14 protein-coding genes are annotated in these 16,721 nt (G+C 61.3%); 9 read left to right on the top strand and 5 right to left on the bottom strand.

Annotated elements, in window-relative coordinates:
* Nucleotides 1-137: 137 nt before the first annotated feature.
* Genes ACQZ5G_RS24620 through ACQZ5G_RS24595 form a run of 6 tightly spaced genes read left to right on the top strand, consistent with a single transcriptional unit; the run spans nucleotide 138 to nucleotide 8,278 of the window.
* The gene (locus ACQZ5G_RS24620; RefSeq protein WP_448739242.1) at nucleotides 138-2,660 is read left to right on the top strand and encodes a hypothetical protein; all 2,523 of its coding nucleotides are present in this window, start codon (nucleotides 138-140) and stop codon (nucleotides 2,658-2,660) included.
* A 13-nt stretch (nucleotides 2,661-2,673) separates the two neighbouring features.
* Nucleotides 2,674-3,768: a beta-galactosidase BglB gene (bglB, locus tag ACQZ5G_RS24615; RefSeq protein WP_004433483.1), complete on the top strand. Its 1,095-nt coding sequence runs from the start codon at nucleotides 2,674-2,676 to the stop codon at nucleotides 3,766-3,768.
* Nucleotides 3,769-3,773: 5 nt separating this feature from the next.
* Entirely contained in the window at nucleotides 3,774-5,126 is a 1,353-nt protein-coding gene (pglB, locus tag ACQZ5G_RS24610) for a polygalacturonase PglB (protein WP_035239484.1), read from the top strand.
* A complete protein-coding gene (locus ACQZ5G_RS24605) occupies nucleotides 5,126-6,229 on the top strand; it encodes an ABC transporter ATP-binding protein (protein WP_004433477.1) in 1,104 nt (367 codons plus the stop codon). The genes pglB and ACQZ5G_RS24605 overlap by 1 nt, the downstream gene beginning before the upstream one ends.
* Nucleotide 6,230: 1 nt before the next feature.
* Nucleotides 6,231-7,226, top strand: coding sequence for a carbohydrate ABC transporter permease (locus tag ACQZ5G_RS24600; RefSeq protein WP_034498130.1), 996 nt, complete (start codon nucleotides 6,231-6,233; stop codon nucleotides 7,224-7,226).
* Nucleotides 7,227-7,228: 2 nt separating this feature from the next.
* On the top strand, nucleotides 7,229-8,278 hold the full coding sequence (locus ACQZ5G_RS24595) for a carbohydrate ABC transporter permease (RefSeq protein WP_004433469.1): 1,050 nt from the start codon (nucleotides 7,229-7,231) through the stop codon (nucleotides 8,276-8,278).
* Between the two features lie 172 nt (nucleotides 8,279-8,450).
* Here the strand turns inward: ACQZ5G_RS24595 and ACQZ5G_RS24590 are convergent, their stop codons facing one another.
* Complete coding sequence (locus tag ACQZ5G_RS24590) at nucleotides 8,451-9,473, bottom strand: LacI family DNA-binding transcriptional regulator (RefSeq protein WP_004433466.1); 1,023 nt, start codon at nucleotides 9,471-9,473, stop codon at nucleotides 8,451-8,453.
* Nucleotides 9,474-9,607: 134 nt separating this feature from the next.
* Nucleotides 9,608-10,117 (bottom strand): MarR family winged helix-turn-helix transcriptional regulator, encoded by a 510-nt coding sequence (locus tag ACQZ5G_RS24585; RefSeq protein WP_004433459.1) that lies wholly within the window; start codon nucleotides 10,115-10,117, stop codon nucleotides 9,608-9,610.
* A gap of 79 nt (nucleotides 10,118-10,196) precedes the next feature.
* On the opposite strand from ACQZ5G_RS24585, the gene ACQZ5G_RS24580 reads away from it, so the two are divergent.
* The 3 genes from ACQZ5G_RS24580 to ACQZ5G_RS24570 all read left to right on the top strand — a co-directional run bounded on the left by ACQZ5G_RS24580 (nucleotide 10,197) and on the right by ACQZ5G_RS24570 (nucleotide 13,717).
* Nucleotides 10,197-10,997 (top strand): creatininase family protein, encoded by an 801-nt coding sequence (locus ACQZ5G_RS24580; protein WP_448739243.1) that lies wholly within the window; start codon nucleotides 10,197-10,199, stop codon nucleotides 10,995-10,997.
* Nucleotides 10,998-11,110: 113 nt separating this feature from the next.
* Nucleotides 11,111-12,241, top strand: coding sequence for a CobW family GTP-binding protein (locus tag ACQZ5G_RS24575; protein WP_035226105.1), 1,131 nt, complete (start codon nucleotides 11,111-11,113; stop codon nucleotides 12,239-12,241).
* A 483-nt stretch (nucleotides 12,242-12,724) separates the two neighbouring features.
* The gene (locus tag ACQZ5G_RS24570; RefSeq protein WP_448739244.1) at nucleotides 12,725-13,717 is read left to right on the top strand and encodes a WD40 repeat domain-containing protein; all 993 of its coding nucleotides are present in this window, start codon (nucleotides 12,725-12,727) and stop codon (nucleotides 13,715-13,717) included.
* Nucleotides 13,718-13,766: 49 nt separating this feature from the next.
* Here ACQZ5G_RS24570 and ACQZ5G_RS24565 read toward each other — a convergent pair whose 3' ends face one another.
* The 3 genes from ACQZ5G_RS24565 to ACQZ5G_RS24555 form a co-directional block, all read right to left on the bottom strand.
* The gene (locus tag ACQZ5G_RS24565; RefSeq protein WP_448739245.1) at nucleotides 13,767-14,948 is read right to left on the bottom strand and encodes an MFS transporter; all 1,182 of its coding nucleotides are present in this window, start codon (nucleotides 14,946-14,948) and stop codon (nucleotides 13,767-13,769) included.
* A 204-nt stretch (nucleotides 14,949-15,152) separates the two neighbouring features.
* Nucleotides 15,153-15,800 (bottom strand): outer membrane protein, encoded by a 648-nt coding sequence (locus ACQZ5G_RS24560; RefSeq protein WP_059758498.1) that lies wholly within the window; start codon nucleotides 15,798-15,800, stop codon nucleotides 15,153-15,155.
* A gap of 546 nt (nucleotides 15,801-16,346) precedes the next feature.
* Nucleotides 16,347-16,634 carry a hypothetical protein gene (locus ACQZ5G_RS24555; protein ID WP_004433441.1) on the bottom strand — a complete coding sequence of 96 codons (288 nt, stop codon included), beginning with the start codon at nucleotides 16,632-16,634 and terminating at the stop codon, nucleotides 16,347-16,349.
* Nucleotides 16,635-16,721: the final 87 nt, after the last annotated feature.

Genomic DNA, 16,721 nt, shown 5'->3' with positions numbered 1-16,721 from the left:
TCGATTTATAATGTTTTGCGGCTTGACAGAATAAACGTCAAGCTGTTTGTTTTACATAAATCGCACAAATCGACGCAGAAAAGCGAAAATCGGATTGTGAAAATAATTTCATAAAGATCGACGGGAGGCGATCCATTATGACGGATGGACCATTTGCGGCGAACGCGTCGCAGCCGACATATACCGTCGCAAACGGCGAAACGGTGACCGCCTGGATCGTCTCCGATCTGATGGAGACGTCGTTTCCCGGCACCGCAGCCCCCGCCGAAGACCGCGTGAACTATCGCTTCATCAACGGTTTTGTGGATGTGGGCGACCTGCCCTGCCGCAAGGCCTTCCAGCAGACCATGATCGGCCGCGATATCGCACCCGATACCAGCTGGCCGGTATCGCACCTCAACCTGCCGGGCTCCAATCGCCGCGTCGAATTCACCGGTTTCTGGCACGTTCCCACCCATGTGCAGCGATGGCTGAAGGGCACCTTCCGCAGCGATGCGGCAAGACAGGCGCATTTTCGGCTGCGCACCTGCGGCGGCGTCCGCATCTGGGTGGGCGGCGTCGAACAGGTCCGTTTCGAACCTTTCATCCGCAATGTCGAAAGCAGCCGTGACATCACGCTCGATCTCGCAGCCGGCGACAACGAGGTGCTGCTGCTCTGCGAGGATCTGGCGGAACGCGACATCATCTGGTTCTTCGAACTTGAGGTCGTCGACGCCGTGCCGCTGACCGTCGTGCTGCCCGTGCCGCTCGACCGGGAGGAGACGAAGCGTCTCGCCGCGCTGGTGCGCGATGTTCGCCCGGCGCGGGACGTGTTTTCCGGCACAGCCCTCGAACTGGTCTTCGGGGCGGCGCCTGCGAGCGACCTGCCCGTGCACATTGCCGTCAAAAGCCATGGGCATGAGCGCGCTTCGCTTGCGGAAGTGTACACCGTGCTGAAGGCCGGGCAATCCACGCTGACGATCCCAGAAACGACAGGCATTTCGGACGGATATCACGGCGTCAAAATCACCATGGGTTCGGGAGCCGGAACGGTAACCCGCGTCATCGACGCCGCTTTCATGCATGACATCGCGCCGGAAGCATCCAGCGGCGATATCAACGAGCGAAAAAAGGCCGCCCTGTCCTTCAGCGCCCGCTTCGGCGCCTGGCGCATCGGCCGCGCGCTGGCGATGGTCGCCACCGGCAGCGATGACGTCGAGACGATCGGCGGCATCGTCGATGCGACGCTGCATTCCATCGATCGGCGGGAAGACTGCTCCGATTTCGTCATGATCCCGCTTCTGTGGCTGGTGCGCGCCTATGGTGACCGCCTGCCGGCCGAGATGCGGGCGCGGATCGATACTTCGATCCTCGGCTATCGTTACTGGGTGGACGAACCGGGCAATGACGTCATGTGGTTCTGGAGCGAGAACCATGTTCTCTGCTTCCACACCAGCCAGTTGCTGGCTGGCGAGTATCTGCCGGATGCCCTCTTCACCGCCTCCGGCCGCATCGGCAGAGAACAGGCGGCGCTGGCCGCCGACCGGCTCGAGCGATGGTTCGACAGCGTCGAGGCGCATGGCCTCGCCGAGTGGAACTCCGCTGCCTATTATCCGGTGGATTTCATCGGCCTTCTCGCCATCGAACATTGGGCGGGACCGGAGCTTGCAGCACGCGCGCGCTATCAGATCGATCTCATCTTCGAAATGATCGCGTTGCACACGCTCGGCGGCGTTCCCTCCGGCTCCCAGGGCAGAGCCTATGACAAGGAGCTGCGCGCCGGGCCGCTGACGGAACTGGCGCCCTTCGCAAAGGTCGCTTTCGGTCAGGGTTGGCTAAACAATGGGGTTGCCTCGCTGCCGATGTTCTGCTGCGGCGATTACCTGCCGCCGGCGCATCTCGCCGCCCTTTCACAGCTAACAGGCGGCCGTATGGTCGAGGCGCGGTATGCGCAGGGTCTGGAGCCCGGCAAGCTCGTGCTCTTCAAGAACGAGGCCGCCCAGCTTTCCACCGTTGTCGATCACAAGACCGGCCGCAAGGGCCATCAGCAGCACGTCATGGACATCAAACTTGCCGGCCACCCGATGGCGCGGCTCTGGGTCAACCATCCGGGCGAAGACGATCCGTGGGGCACCCAGCGCCCCTCCTATTGGGCGGGAAGCGGCATCCTGCCGCGCGTGGCGCAACATCGCGATCTGGCGATGCTGATCTTCGATACGCACGATCACCGCAATGACTGGACCCATGCCTATCTCGGCCGCAACGGGCTGGACGAGGTGCTGGTGGAGGGCAACTGGCTCATCACCCGTTCGGGCCACGGCTTTGCCGCGCTTTATGCAACGAATGGGCTTCAGCCCATCACCACAGGCGCTACCGCCAACCGCGAGATCAGATCACCCGGCCGCCGCGCCGGCTGGGTCGGCATCATCGGCTGCGGGGATGTCGCGGAGTTTGCCCGTTTTCGGGAAAAAATCCTCGCCACGCAGATCACCTTCGATGCCGAAAGCCGCCTGCTCTCGGTCACGCCGCCGGGCGGAGCTGAGCTTGTCCTGACCTGGGATGGCGCATTCACCATTGGCGGGCAGGCCATGGCCTTCGACCACGACCAGCCCCAGCCGGAAATCACCTTCGACAGTGCCGACCCCACATCGGGCGGCGCGGCGCAACCATTCTACTCCTAAGCGGAATTGACAGATGAACCAGCCAAGCATGGAAAAAGACACTCTCAGGACGACGATCGACAATGTCGCCGCCGCCTTCAGCCGCCTCAAGGGCATTCAGGAAGGTCTGGTCAGCGGCAGTTCCGATGGCAAGATCCAGTTCGATGAATGGGACTGGGAAGTGGGTGTGGGCCTTTACGGCTTCCTGCGCCGGGCGCTCGCCGCCAACGACCGGAAGGCGCTTGACGACCTCGTGACATGGTATGGCTGGCAGATCGAACGTGGCCTGCCGCCGCGCCAGATCAACAGTTCCGCCCCGATGCTGCCGCTTGTCATCCTCACCGAACATGTCGACCGGCCGGATTTCCGGGCGCTGGTGGAAGACTGGGCCGACTGGCTGGTGCATCAATTGCCGAAAACCGAAGATGGTGGCTTCCAGCATGTCGTCAAGGAGCGGCTGAATGAGGGCGAACTCTGGGACGACACGCTGTTCATGGCATGTCTGTTCCTCGCCCGCGCCGGCGTCGTCTGCAAACGTCAGGACTGGATCGACGAGGCGGTCTACCAGTTCATGATCCATACGCGTTATCTGTCGGACCCCGTCACCGGGCTCTGGTATCACGGCTGGACCTTCAACGGACGCCATAATTTCGCTGACGCCTTCTGGGCACGCGGCAATTCCTGGATCACCGTCGCCATTCCCGAACTCTTCGAACTGGTGCCGACGCTTGGCGAAAAAGACAGGCGTTTCCTCGCCAATGTGCTGGCAAGCCAGGTGCGGTCGCTGCGCCAATATCAGCGCGAGGACGGCATGTTCCACACGCTGCTCGATGACCCGACCTCGCCGGTGGAAACATCGGCGACGGCCGGCATTGCCTATGGCATCCTGCGCGGCATCGAAGCCGGCATTCTCGGCGAGGAAAATCGCCCGCATGCGGAACGTGCGCTGAAGGCCGTGCTTGGCAATATCGACGATGAAGGCGTCGTCCACGGCGTTTCCGACGGCACGCCGATGGGCCACGATCTCGACTTCTACCGCCGCATTCCCAATCTGCCCACGCCCTACGGGCAGGCGCTGACGATGCTGCTCCTGATCGACGTTTTTCTGAAAAGGCCAAAGGCATCGTGAGCATCATGAACATCAGTCAGGACATCACAGTCGCGGCGGGTGGCCTTGATGCCACGGCGGCCATCCAGCAGGCTATCGACACCGCGTCAGCCGCAGGCGGCGGGCGCGTGTCTCTCTCAGCCGGGCGTCATGTCAGCGCCGGTCTCCATCTCAAAAGCGGCGTGGAACTGCATCTTGCCGAAGATGCGGTGCTTGCCCCCGTTTCCGATTACGACGCCTATGCCCTCACCCGGGTTTCGGTGATTGCCGAAGACTCCGATCGCGGCATGATCATCGCCAACGGCGCGCATGACATCGCCGTCACCGGCCCCGGCCGTATCGAGGCCGGCGGTGAAAACTTCATCGTCGGCGACGACAAGACCATGGGCACCTATGTCCCGGCGAAAAAACGCCCACGCGTGATGGTGCTGGAAAGCTGCCGCAACGTGCGCCTTGAAAACCTCTCCGTCAGTGGCTCGCCGATGTGGACGCTGCATATGGTCGATTGCGAAGACCTTCATTTCCGCAATCTGCGCATCGAAAACGACCGCCGCCTGCCGAATACCGATGGCATTGTGCTCGATGCCTGCCGGCGCGCCCTGATCGAGGATTGCTTCATCTCGACCGCCGATGACGGCATCTGCCTGAAGACCAGCGCCGGGCCGGATGGCAAGGCCGTTGGAGCCTGCGCCGATATCACCGTTCGCCGCTGCACCGTTTCCAGCATGAGCTGCGCGCTGAAGCTCGGCACGGAATCCTTCGGCGATTTCACCGATGTCGCGTTCGAGGATTGTAAAATCGTCGAGTCCAATCGCGGCGTCGGCCTGTTTTCCCGCGATGGCGGCGCGATGCGCAACATCCGCTTTTCAAGGATCGAGACCGAATGCCACGAAACGCCGGGCGGCTTCTGGGGTTCGGGCGAAGCGGTCACCGTCACCGTCGTCGACCGCCGCCCGGAGCGTCAGGCCGGCAGCGTCGACAATCTGGTCGTGGAAGACTTGAGCGGCTCCATGGAAGGGGCGATCAATCTCGTCGCCACATCGAAGGCCGGCATTCACAATGTACGGCTGGAGCGCATCACGCTGTCGCAGCAGCCCGGCAAGCTCGGAACCGGCCTGCAATACGATCTGCGCCCCACAAACGCGGATATTGCGCCAAGCCCCCATGCCGCCGGCCGCGCCAATGCCTGGACGCAGGATGCTGAGGGCAGGATCGTCGGAATGGAGGATTATCCCGGCGGAATGCCGGCGGTCTATCTTGCCGGCGTGGAAGGATTTGCGGCCCGCGATGTCGCCATCAAAAGAACGACGCCCTTGCCCGAGGGCTGGAACAGCCAAGAGATCGTCGCGACGACGAACTTGCCCGAAGGGAGCAGGTGATGGGAAGTCTGAAACTCGAAAACCTCAACAAGGCGTTCGGCGCCGTTCATGTGCTGCATGATATCGATCTTCAGATCGAGAACGGCGAATTCGTCGTCTTCGTCGGCCCTTCGGGCTGCGGAAAATCGACGCTGCTGCGCATCATCGCCGGTCTCGAGGACGTCACCTCCGGCACCATCGCCATCGGCGAGCGCGATGTCGGCGCTCTGTCGCCCGCCGAGCGCAAGATCGCCATGGTCTTCCAGTCCTATGCGCTTTATCCGCATATGAGCGTGCGCAAAAACCTTGCCTTCGGCCTGGAAAACCTGCGTTTCAAGCGGGCGGAAATCGAAAGCCGCATCAACGAGGCGGCGCGGATGCTCGCCATCGAGCCCTATCTCGACCGCAAGCCGAAACAGCTTTCCGGCGGCCAGCGCCAGCGTGTCGCCATCGGTCGCGCCATCGTGCGCGAACCGGATATCTTCCTGTTCGACGAGCCGCTTTCCAACCTCGATGCGGCGCTGCGCGTGCAGACGCGCGCCGAAATCACCCGCCTGCATCGCGATATCAAGACGACGATGATCTATGTCACCCACGATCAGGTGGAAGCCATGACCATGGCCGACAAGATCGTGGTGCTGCGCGCCGGGCGCATCGAGCAGGTGGGCAGCCCGCTCGAGCTTTTCGACAATCCGCGCAATCTCTTCGTCGCCGGCTTCCTCGGTTCGCCGCGCATGAACATGCTCAAGGGCACCATCACCAAGGGCAGCGACGGCGGCATCGCCATCGACGCCGGCTACGGCGTGTCCCTGCCCTGCCTCGTGGATCCGGCAACCGTCAGCCCCGGACAGGCGGTTCTCGCGGGCATCCGCCCCTCGCATTTCACCATCGCGGATGCCGGCCTGCCCTTCGAGGTGCAGTATCACGAAAGCCTCGGCACCGAGACCTATCTCTACGGCAATCTCCAGGGCGAGAAAGAACAGATCATCGTGCATCAGGCGGGCCATTTCGCCCCCGCTTCCGGCTCGGTGCTGAAGATCATGCCGGCGCGGGAAAAGGTGCATGTCTTCGATCCCGCCACCGAACTGGCGTTGCCGCGCCTGAACAGCGAAGGGAGGGGTTAGCATGGCCAATCCGACGCTTGCGAGACTGTCCGACCGTGCGCTCGATGCCGTGATGGCAATTGCCGAAGTGCCGCTCAACTTCATCGAGCGGCTGATCGGCAAAAGGCGCATGCCCTATATCTTCCTGATGCCGAACCTCGTTCTCTTCGGCATCTTCACCTTCCTGCCGATTGCCATTGCCGTCGGTTACGCCTTCACCGGCGGCACCGAACTTCTCATCACCGACCGTCCCTTCGTCGGGCTGGAAAACTTCGGCAAGCTGCTGGATTGCCAGAGCTACATGGACCCCGGAAGCTGCCGGGAATCGCTGTTCTGGACGGCGATCTGGAACACGCTGTGGTTCGTGGGCTTCAACGTCATCGCCACGCTGCTTGTCGCGCTCATCACCGCCCTCATCCTCAACCGGGCGATTGCCGCGCGCGGTTTCTTCCGCGCCATGTTCTTTTATCCGGTCCTGCTGTCGCCCGTCGTCATCGGCCTCATCTGGAAATGGTTCCTCGACCGCAATGGCCTGCTGAACGCCTTTTTCCAGATGCTCGGCGTGCCGCCGGAAATCTTCCTGCTGGATGTCGGCTGGTCGCGTTTCTTCGTCGTCGTGGTCTCGGTCTGGTTCCACATGGGCTTTTATACGCTGATCCTGCTCGCCGGCCTTCAGGCCATCCCCAAGGACCTCTATGAAGCCGCCGCCATCGACGCCGCCTCGCCCCGGCGCACCCTGCTGCGCATCACCCTGCCGCTGCTCGGGCCCAACCTGCTCGTCGTGCTCATACTCCTGATGATCCGCTCGGTACAAATCTTTGACGAGGCATGGGTTCTGACCAATGGTGGCGGGCCGGGCACGGCCAATACATTCGTCGTGCAATATATCTACCAGATGGCCTTCGGCAGCGATCTCAGGCTGTTCGGCCTTGCGTCCGCCGCATCGGTTCTGATGGGCCTTGTGCTTCTCGCGCTGACGCTCGTGCAACTGCGCCTCGGCAAAAAGATGGAGTCCTGACCATGTCCAACGCCGTCTCCTTCCTCACGCGCACCCGCCGCCCCGGCCGGATCGGCCTCACCGATATCCTGTCATGGGTCTGGCTCATCGGCGGCACGCTCGCCGTCCTCATCCCGGTCGTCTGGGCCGCCATGTCATCGCTGAAGCCGGAAGCCGAGATCACCCGGTTTCCGCCGAGCCTTCTGCCGCGCGCCGCCGTGCAGGTGGAAGTGCAGGGTTACGACAAACCGCTCAGCCTATGGAAAGCCCCCATCGACGGCATGGAGCGGGAAATGGCCATGGTCCGCCGCATCGGCCTGAAAGCCCAGATGGTCGATCCCGCCAATCCCGGCCCGCCGGTCAGCGTCGATACGCGGGAAATAACGCCCGTCCAGAAACTGACTATCGCGACGGAGAATTTCACAGATCCACTGACCCGCTTCAGCTTTCTGACCTTCCTCAAGAACTCGGTCTTCGTCACCTTCGTCGCAACCGTCCTGACGCTGATCGTCAATGCCATGGCCGCCTTTGCCCTCTCCAAATACCGCTTCCGCGGCGAGAAGGCGATCTTCGTTCTGATCATCTCCACCCTGATGATCCCGCTCACCGTCGTCATGGTGCCCGCCTATCTGGTCATCGTCGGCGTCGGCCTCGTCGACAATCTCTGGGGCGTCATCATCCCCACGGTCGCGACGCCGACCGGTGTGTTCCTGCTGCGGCAATATATGCTGACCATCCCGGACGAGCTGATCGAGGCGGCCCGCGTCGATGCGGCAAGCGAATTCCGTATCTTCTGGCGCATCATCCTGCCGCTGACGGCGCCGGCGCTCGCGGTTCTCGCCATCTTCTCGGTGCTCTGGCGCTGGAACGACTTCCTCTGGCCGCTGATCGTTCTCAGCAGCCGCGAAAACTTCACGCTGCAGGTGGGGCTAAACGCCTTCCAGGGCGAGTTCTCGGTGCAATGGCACTATATCCTCGCCATGACCTTCCTCAGCCTGGCGCCTGTCACTGTCGTGTTCCTGTTCCTGCAGCGTTACATCACGACAGGCATTGCTGGCACGGGGATGAAATAAGGGGAGTAGAGCGCTGCGGTGAGACAGCAGGCCGTCACGATTGGAATGTTGCAGCCCCTCCACCCGTCATCCCGGCCTTGTGTGGACGCCTTGTGGTTTACTTGTAGCATCGGCCGGGATGACGGAAAGGTGCAATGCACAGAACGCGCACCGTTTCCCATCGTCTGAAGCCTCACACCCGCGGCCGCACGGGCCCGGTCGATTGCCGGATACGCATTTCCGGCTTGATGAGGTGAATGCCGTCAGGCTCGTGGCTGCCCGCCAGCCGGTCCAGCAGCGCGCGGGCCGCCAAGCGCCCCACCTCGGCCTGACCGTTGGAAACGGTGGTCAGCGCCGGTGTGGCAATCGCCGCCTCTTCAAGATCGTCGTAGCCGGTGACGGAAATATCGACGCCCGGCACCAGACCGGCACGGGAAATGCCGTTCATGAGACCGATGGCGACGAGATCGTTCCAGCAGACGGCCGCCGTCGGCTTCTGCGGCAGGGAGAGGAAATGCACGGCAGCCTCGAAACCGCCCTGCTTGGAGCGCGGGCCGGGAATGCGCAGGTTCGGATCGACCTCGATGCCGGCCTTGCGCAGCGCATTGACGTAACCCTGGTAACGGTCACGGCCGGTCGATGTCTGGTCGGTGCCGCCAACCATGGCGATGGTGCGGTGGCCGAGGCTGATCAGGTGGTTGGTGGCAAGCGAAATGCCATAGCTGTCGTCGCCGCGATAGGTCGGCATATCGACGCCGTCCATGGAACGGGCCACCAGAATGGCGGGCATTCCGTTTTCCTCGGCCAGCGTCATATCCTCGATCGGCGTGCCTATGGCGGGCGACATGATGATGCCGTCGGAACCGAGCTGCAGCAGCGTTTCGATGAAGGTGCGCTGCTTTTCCACCGAATCGTAATGGTTGGAAAGAATGAAGGTCTGGCGGCTGCGATCCAGCTCGCTTTCGATGGCTTTGAGAATTTCGCCATAGAACGGGTTCATCACATCGTGGAACACCACGCCGACGATGCCGGAACGCGAGGTGCGCAGGCTGGCCGCCCGGCGGTTATAGATATAACCCAGCGCCCGCGCCTGTTCCTTGATCTTGTCCCGCGTATCGGAAGCGACCAGCGGGCTGTCGCGCAATGCAAGGGAAATGGTGGCGGTCGAAAGACCGAGGCTTTCGGCAATCGTGGACAGTTTGACCTTTTGGGCCACGGCATTCCTCCCCAAACGCGTGTCAATGACGGATGGCTCCGTTTAAATTGCAATTAAACAATTTAAACAAAATCCGCAACCCGTTTAAGGAATACCCACAAAACAGATGGTTCTTTTAAAAATTTCAGCAAAAATTATTGAAGATTGGCGTCTATCGCCTTCAAGAGTTTAACGATGTTGCGCACATCCTTGGCAGAAAGCCCCTCGACGGCTCTTGCGCCGCAATTGGCGATGGAAACATTGATGTGTTCGACGCTTTTCAAACCCGCTTCCGTCAGCTTCACCAGCGTCACGCGGCCATCCTCGTCGTCGCCGCTGCGTTCCACGAAACCCTGCGCTTCCATGCGGCCGATGGTGCGCGTCATGGTCGGCGCCTTGACGCCGAGTTTCTGGGCGATCTGCCCCGGCGTCAGGCTGCCTTCCTGCGCCAGCGCCAGAATAACGCCGTCCTGGCCCGCATAAAGCCCGCTTTCGGCAAGGCTGTGGCTGAGCGCCGTGCGCATGGAGCGGGCCGCCTGGGTGATGGATTGCGCCAGTTCCTCGGGGTTGAAATTCTCATCCCGTTTTTTGGCGTCCTTTATTTTCTTGCCACTCTTTTCCTTCTTGGCGCCCTTGTCCTTATGCCCAGTTTTATCCTTGCTCATATGCGAGTGCCTTTTACCCTGTGGCGGAACCGATATATGTTGCTGGAAATCCTTACCGAATGCACGCGCGGACTGCCAGATGCCAAACTCATACACGCATTATCACGACGAAAACGTAACAGACCCGCATCTTCGCGCAACAGCTGCAATTTCCGTGCTGCCGCTCGGCGCGCATGAACAGCATGGGCCGCACCTGCCCTTCGAGACCGATACGCTGATTGCCGAAGGCATCGCCGCCCGTCTCGCCGCCGCCCTGCCCGCCCACCTGCCCGTCTCCTTCCTGCCGGCGGAACCGGTCGGCTATTCCATCGAACACATGAATGTGCCGGGCACGAAAACCCTGCGTTACGATGAGGCCATCGAGCGCTGGCTCGGCATCGCCGAGGCGGAATATAAAAAGGGCGTGCGCAAATTCGTGATGCTGAACGCCCATGGCGGCAACTCACCGCTGATGACCATTGTTGCCACCGAGGCCCGCGCCCGTTTCGGCATGCTGGCGGTCGCCACAAGCTGGACCCGTTTCGGCGTACCGGCCGATATCGTGAAGCCGGAGGACAAGGCGGTCGATATTCATGGCGGCGATATCGAAACATCGGTCATGCTGGCGCTTCACCCCGAGCGGGTGGCGATGCAGAAGGCCGCGAACTTTCCCTCCCGCCAGAGCGATTTCGCCAGCCGCTTCAAACACCTGCGCGCCTATGGTCCGCATGCCTTCGGCTGGCTGATGAGCGATCTGAACCCCGATGGCGTTGCCGGAAACGCCGCCGCCGCCACCGCGGAAAAGGGCGAAAGGCTGATTTCCCACGCCGTAAAAGGCCTTGTCGAACTGCTTGAAGATATCCACGCTTTTGACATAACGTTATTTCATAACAAAATTTGAGTGACATGGCCGAATTCGGCCAAAATCTCTTTGAACTGCCAAGACGTCGCGCCTATATGGACGACGACACATCTTCCTGAGGCCTGACGGCCTCTCTCCACGCGGGGTTTTCCATGACCGAAACAGCTATAGCCAAGCCCATTCCAGTCACCGTCCTGACGGGATATCTCGGCGCCGGCAAGACGACGCTTCTCAACCGCATTCTCTCCGAGAACCACGGCAAGAAATACGCTGTCATCGTCAATGAATTCGGCGAGATCGGCATCGACAACGATCTGATCGTCGAATCCGACGAGGAAATCTACGAAATGAACAATGGCTGCGTGTGCTGCACGGTGCGTGGTGACCTCATCCGCGTCGTGGAAGGCCTGATGCGCCGCCCCGGCCGCTTCGACGGTATCATCGTCGAGACGACGGGCCTCGCCGATCCCGTTCCCGTCGCCCAGACCTTCTTCATGGATGACGACGTGCGCGCCAAGACCGAGCTTGACGCCGTCGTTGCCCTCGTTGACGCCAAGCACCTGCCGCTGCGCCTGAAGGACAGCCGCGAGGCCGAAGACCAGATCGCCTTTGCCGATGTCGTCGTCGTCAACAAGACCGATCTCGTTTCGCCGGAGGAAGTCGCCCGCATCGAGGATATCGTGCGCGCCATCAACCCGTCCGCGCGCATCTACAAGACCACCCGTTCCGGCGTCGATCTCGCCCGGGTTCTCGATCAGGGCGCCTTCAATCTGGAGCGCGCGCTGGAAAACGATCCGCATTTCCTCGAGCACGGCCATGACGACCACGTCTGCGGCCCCGATTGCGACCATCACCACCACGATCATGACCACCATCATCACGACCATGACCACGATCACGGGCATCATCATCACGATCATGACCATGGGCACGACCATGGCCACGATCATCACCACCATGGCGCGGTTTCGCCGATCCATGACGTGACGGTGCAGTCGGTCTCGCTGCGTGGCGGCGAAATGAACCCCGAGCGGTTCTTCCCGTGGATCCAGAAGGTCACCCAGACCGACGGCCCGAACATCCTGCGCCTCAAGGGCATCATCGCCTTCAAGGGCGATGCGGAACGTTACGTGGTGCAGGGCGTGCACATGATCATCGAGGGCGATCACCAGCGCCCGTGGAAGGAAGACGAAAAACGCGAAAGCCGCCTCGTCTTCATCGGCCGCGAACTGGACCGCGAAAAGCTGGAAAAGAGCTTCAACGCCTGCCTCGCGACGGCCTGATCGTTTGGCCCCGTCACCCCGGTGCCAGACCGGGGTGCGGCTGCGTCCGTCATCTGCCCGACGCGCGTTCTTCTACACCGTACACGGCAGTTAAAATCATTGACACTCCGGCGCTCCGGGCTCACCCCCCTCTGTCCTGCCGGACATCTCCCCCTCAAGGGGGGAGATCGGCAAGAGGCTTTCTCGCTGCTTCATTCTCGACCGTCGAGAGGTTCGAAACCTCGCCACGGAACGATCTCCCCCCTTGAGGGGGAGATGTCCGGCAGGACAGAGGGGGGTGAGCCCGGAGCGCCGGAGTGTCAATGATTTCCAACTGCCGTGTAGGGTGGTTCCTCTACCACAAATCGCTCTATCTACTTGATTTCACGAATCGTCCGAACGTAAAAGCGGTTCCGCTTTTGCCGGAAATGCTTTAGAACCATGCCTGCCGCCGGGGTCGACATCGTCGCCCCATCCGACACAGATACGAAAGACCGATGCCCCATGCCGACTGTTGCCCCGCTTGATATCGAAGGCCACGTGGTCTCGACCCATTTTCTCGGCGACATTCCCCTGTTTGCCACCGCCGCCGGCACCATTCACCGGCTGGATGGCGGCGAGAAGGTGACTGAGGCGCATGACGGGCTTTTGACCTGCGTGCGCGATCCCTACAGCGCCACGCTGCTGTCAGGCGGTGAAGACGGACGTGTGCTGCGCATCGGCCATGACGGCAGCATCGGCGAAATCGCCAATGTGCCGCGCAAATGGGTGGGCGTCGTTGCCGGCGGGCCGCAGAAGGCTGTCGCTTATGGCGTCGGCAAATCCAGCTTCGTCCGGCTGTCGGACGGCACGGTCAAGGAATTCAAGGAAGAGCGCACGGTGGAGGCCATCGCCTTCGCGCCCAAGGGCCTGCGCATTGCCGTTGCCCGTTATAACGGTGTGACATTGCACTGGGTGGCGACCGCCGGCGATCCCGTCGATCTTGAATGGAAGGGTGCCCATACCGGCGTCACCTTCTCGCCCGATGGCAAGTTCCTCGTCACCACCATGCAGGAAAACGCCCTGCACGGCTGGAAGATGGAAGCCACCAAGGGCGGCATGGAAGCGCGCCACATGCGCATGACGGGTTATCCCGCCAAAGTCAAATCCGTCTCCTGGTCGGCAAAGGGCAAATGGCTCGCCTCTTCCGGCGCGCCGGCCGCCATCGTCTGGCCGTTTGCCGGCAAGGACGGCCCGATGGGCAAGGCCCCGGAAGAACTCGGCAGCCGCGCCAACATCATGGTCACCAATGTCGCCTTCCACCCTGTGGAAGATGTGCTCGCCATCGGCTTCATCGACGGCATGATCCTCGGCGTTCGCCTTGTCGATGGCAAGGAAGCCCTGCTGCGCCGCCCCGGCAAGGGCGCCATCACCGGCATGGACTGGAGCGCCACCGGCAAGCTGCTCGCCTTTGCTTCGGAAGCGGGGGATTGCGGGATCATCGATATTTCGGCTTGAGGGATGGACGCGGGCGTAACAGGCCGCCCTACACATCCGCCGGAACGCCCTACTCCCCCACCTGCCGCCGCGTCAAAAACAACAGCAGCAAGGCCGCGCCCGCGCCAGCCGAAGCGAGCCGGATCGAGACGCCGAAACTCGCATATTGGGATACGAACCCCATCAGCGGCACCGCAAAAAGCGCGGCGAGAAAGATGGAGTTCATGTAGAGCGCCGTCGCCCGGGCCGTGCGGCCGCGCGCAAAGCCCTGCACGAAGGTAAGGCAAGTGCCGGCGCAAAGGCCGTAATAGGCGCCTTCCAGCGCCGCACCCGCGATCATGGCCGGCAATGTGGTGACCGAGGCGATGACGTTGAAGGCGACGATGGCCATCACCGCCGAAACGCCCAGAAGCAGGCGAGCGCTGAAGCGGCGCATCATTCGCGGCGCAAGCAGGATGAACAGAACCTCCATGGCGCATTTGACGCTGAGCGACAGGCCCGGCACGTAATCCGGCAGACCGACCTCCCGCACCAGAAACACCGGCAGGGCCGAGGCGCAGAGAGCATGGGCAAAAGACATGCAGAAGCTGGCGGCCGCCGCCAGAAGCAGCGGCAGGTTGCGCCGCGTATCGTCGTCACCCGCCTGTCGCCGCTCCATCGGGCTGGTCTGGTCGCGCGGCACGACCGCAAGGGCAAGCCCGCCCCAGATGACCGCCATCAGCATGGCATTCACGAACACGGCGCTCGCGCCGGCAAGGTCGAAGATCAGATAGGCGGCGGCGGGAATCAGCATCCATGCCAGCGACACCATTGTTCGCAGGAAGGCATTATAGGCGGCCGTATCCAGCGCCCTCACCCGGCCATGATACCGGCCGTAACTGAAAATGAGCGTGCTGGCGGCATTGGAAAGCCCCATGCCGGTCGCCGTTATCGCCACCAGCAGCGCCAGATGCCCGAAACTCGCCGCAGCCGCCGCGACAAAAGCGCCGCACACGGAAAGCATCAACAGCGGCCTCACCCGCACCCCGGCATCGACACGCTCGCCATAAACACGGCTGGCGACAATCGAAGCCAGCGCCGCCGTCACGCTGTAAAAACCGACCGTCGCCGGCGGATGGCCGAGCACCTGGATGATATAGAAACCGATAAACGGCACGACGGCCGCATTGGTGCTGCCGGCAATAAAAACCAGCAGGGCGATCAAATAGGCCTGACGATCGAAAGCGCCCGGCGAAGTGCTTTTCTGGAGCATGGGAATCGACTGAAGGCTGGGAGGCAGGACGGAATGACGGCGACCACCATCACACCAAAACGGCCTGTGGTTCAAGCCCGCTTGGAAAGCAATGCGCGTTTTCATCTTCGGCGGAACGTTCGCTGGATCGATGCCAGGATCGCCGCATCGAGCGCGTGGGGCGTCGCAAGGTTGCGCCGCCCCCTGTCGAAAACGGAATAACCGTCAGAACTTTACGCCGAGGCCAACCTTGACGACGTGTTCGCTGACATCGCCGGTCGAGGTGATCGGACCGGTACGGTAGGTTGCCTTGCCGAAGTCGTTGTAACGATATTCGACGCGTCCAAACAGGTTGTTGGTGAAGGCATAATCGATACCCGCACCGACCGTCCAGCCGTGCAGGACCTTGCTGTCCTCGCCGAACGGCGCTTTGACTTCGCTGTCCGTCGCGGTGTAGCCGGCGGCGGTATAGATCAGCGCGCGGTCGACCGCGTAACCGGCGCGCAGGCGTGCAGAACCATTCAGGCCTGCGGAAACCTCGCTGGTGACAATGGTCTTGTCGCCCCAGGCGTAACCGAGATCGCCCTCGACGCCGAGAATGACGGAAGGGGCAACTTCGAAATTATAGCCCGCGAAACCGGAAAAACGGCCGCCGTCAAATTCATGCTTCGTGGTGACGCCAAAAGTCGTCGACTTGACCCGGTTCCAGCCGTAACCCGCAGACGCACCGACATAAACACCATCCCAGGAAAAGGCAGGCGCAACGTCGTTGACGACCGGCGCGGACGGAATGTCGCTGACGGCATCGGCGGCAGCGGCCACACCGGAGAAAACGCCGAGCAGGCCGAGCGCGAGAAGTGATTGTTTCAACATGCGATAGCTCCTTGAAAAATAACATCCCGTCACCTGCGGGCTGCGAGTATTTCGCGACCAGAAGCGCAGCGTCGTGACGGGGTTAACGCACTCGTAGATTGAAGAACATCGTGGTTAAAATCGCGTAAATAGCACAGATAAAATAACCGTCATGAAACGTATTTCGATTAATATCTGCAATATTTACCAAATATAAATTAGAATTAACGCGGATATTCACAAGTCGGCCACCGCAACATGAAAACGGCTCCCACCACATCACAAAGACCACCACGAGTAGTGGCCATCCCGCACTTCTGTGCGCGTCGTTCACATCGCGACGCGGACAAAAAAAAGAGGGCCGCGAGGCCCTCTTCCAGTCATGCGATGCGCCGTTTGTTCTTGCCGGAAACGCCATGCGTCAAACACACGCAACTCGAGGATCATTGCCGGCTTATGCGCTGCGCGCATCGTCTGCGTCGAAAATCCCTGATGATTTTCGAGCTGTTGCGTTGGAGCGGGATGGAGAAAAGCCCGATGGTTTCGCCATCCCGCTCCACGTTTCAGTTAGTGGCGGCGCTTTTTGCCGCCGTCATTCTTGTTGTCGATGACATCGACGGACGTCTTGTTGCCGTTCAGCACACCGTTCAGGATACCGGTCTTGTTGCCATTCAGAATCCCGTTATTGGACAGGATGCCGCTGACACCGAGATCGATGCTGGGCGAGACGACGACAAGGGCGCCGCCCTTGTTGCTGTTGCCGGACAGGATGCCTCCCAGAAGACCGCCCGCATTGGCCTGACCAACGGAAGCGACAGTAAGAATAGCGGCTACACAAGCGAACTTTGCAATCATTTCTCTCTCCTCTTTTATTTGATCACGCCATCTGGCGTAACCGAACTGTATATTTAGAGGATTCTAATTCAAGCAAAGGCTAATATT

The sequence above is a fragment of the Agrobacterium sp. 22-214-1 genome (assembly GCF_053522465.1).
This window is presented reverse-complemented; position numbering and strand designations above follow the sequence as displayed.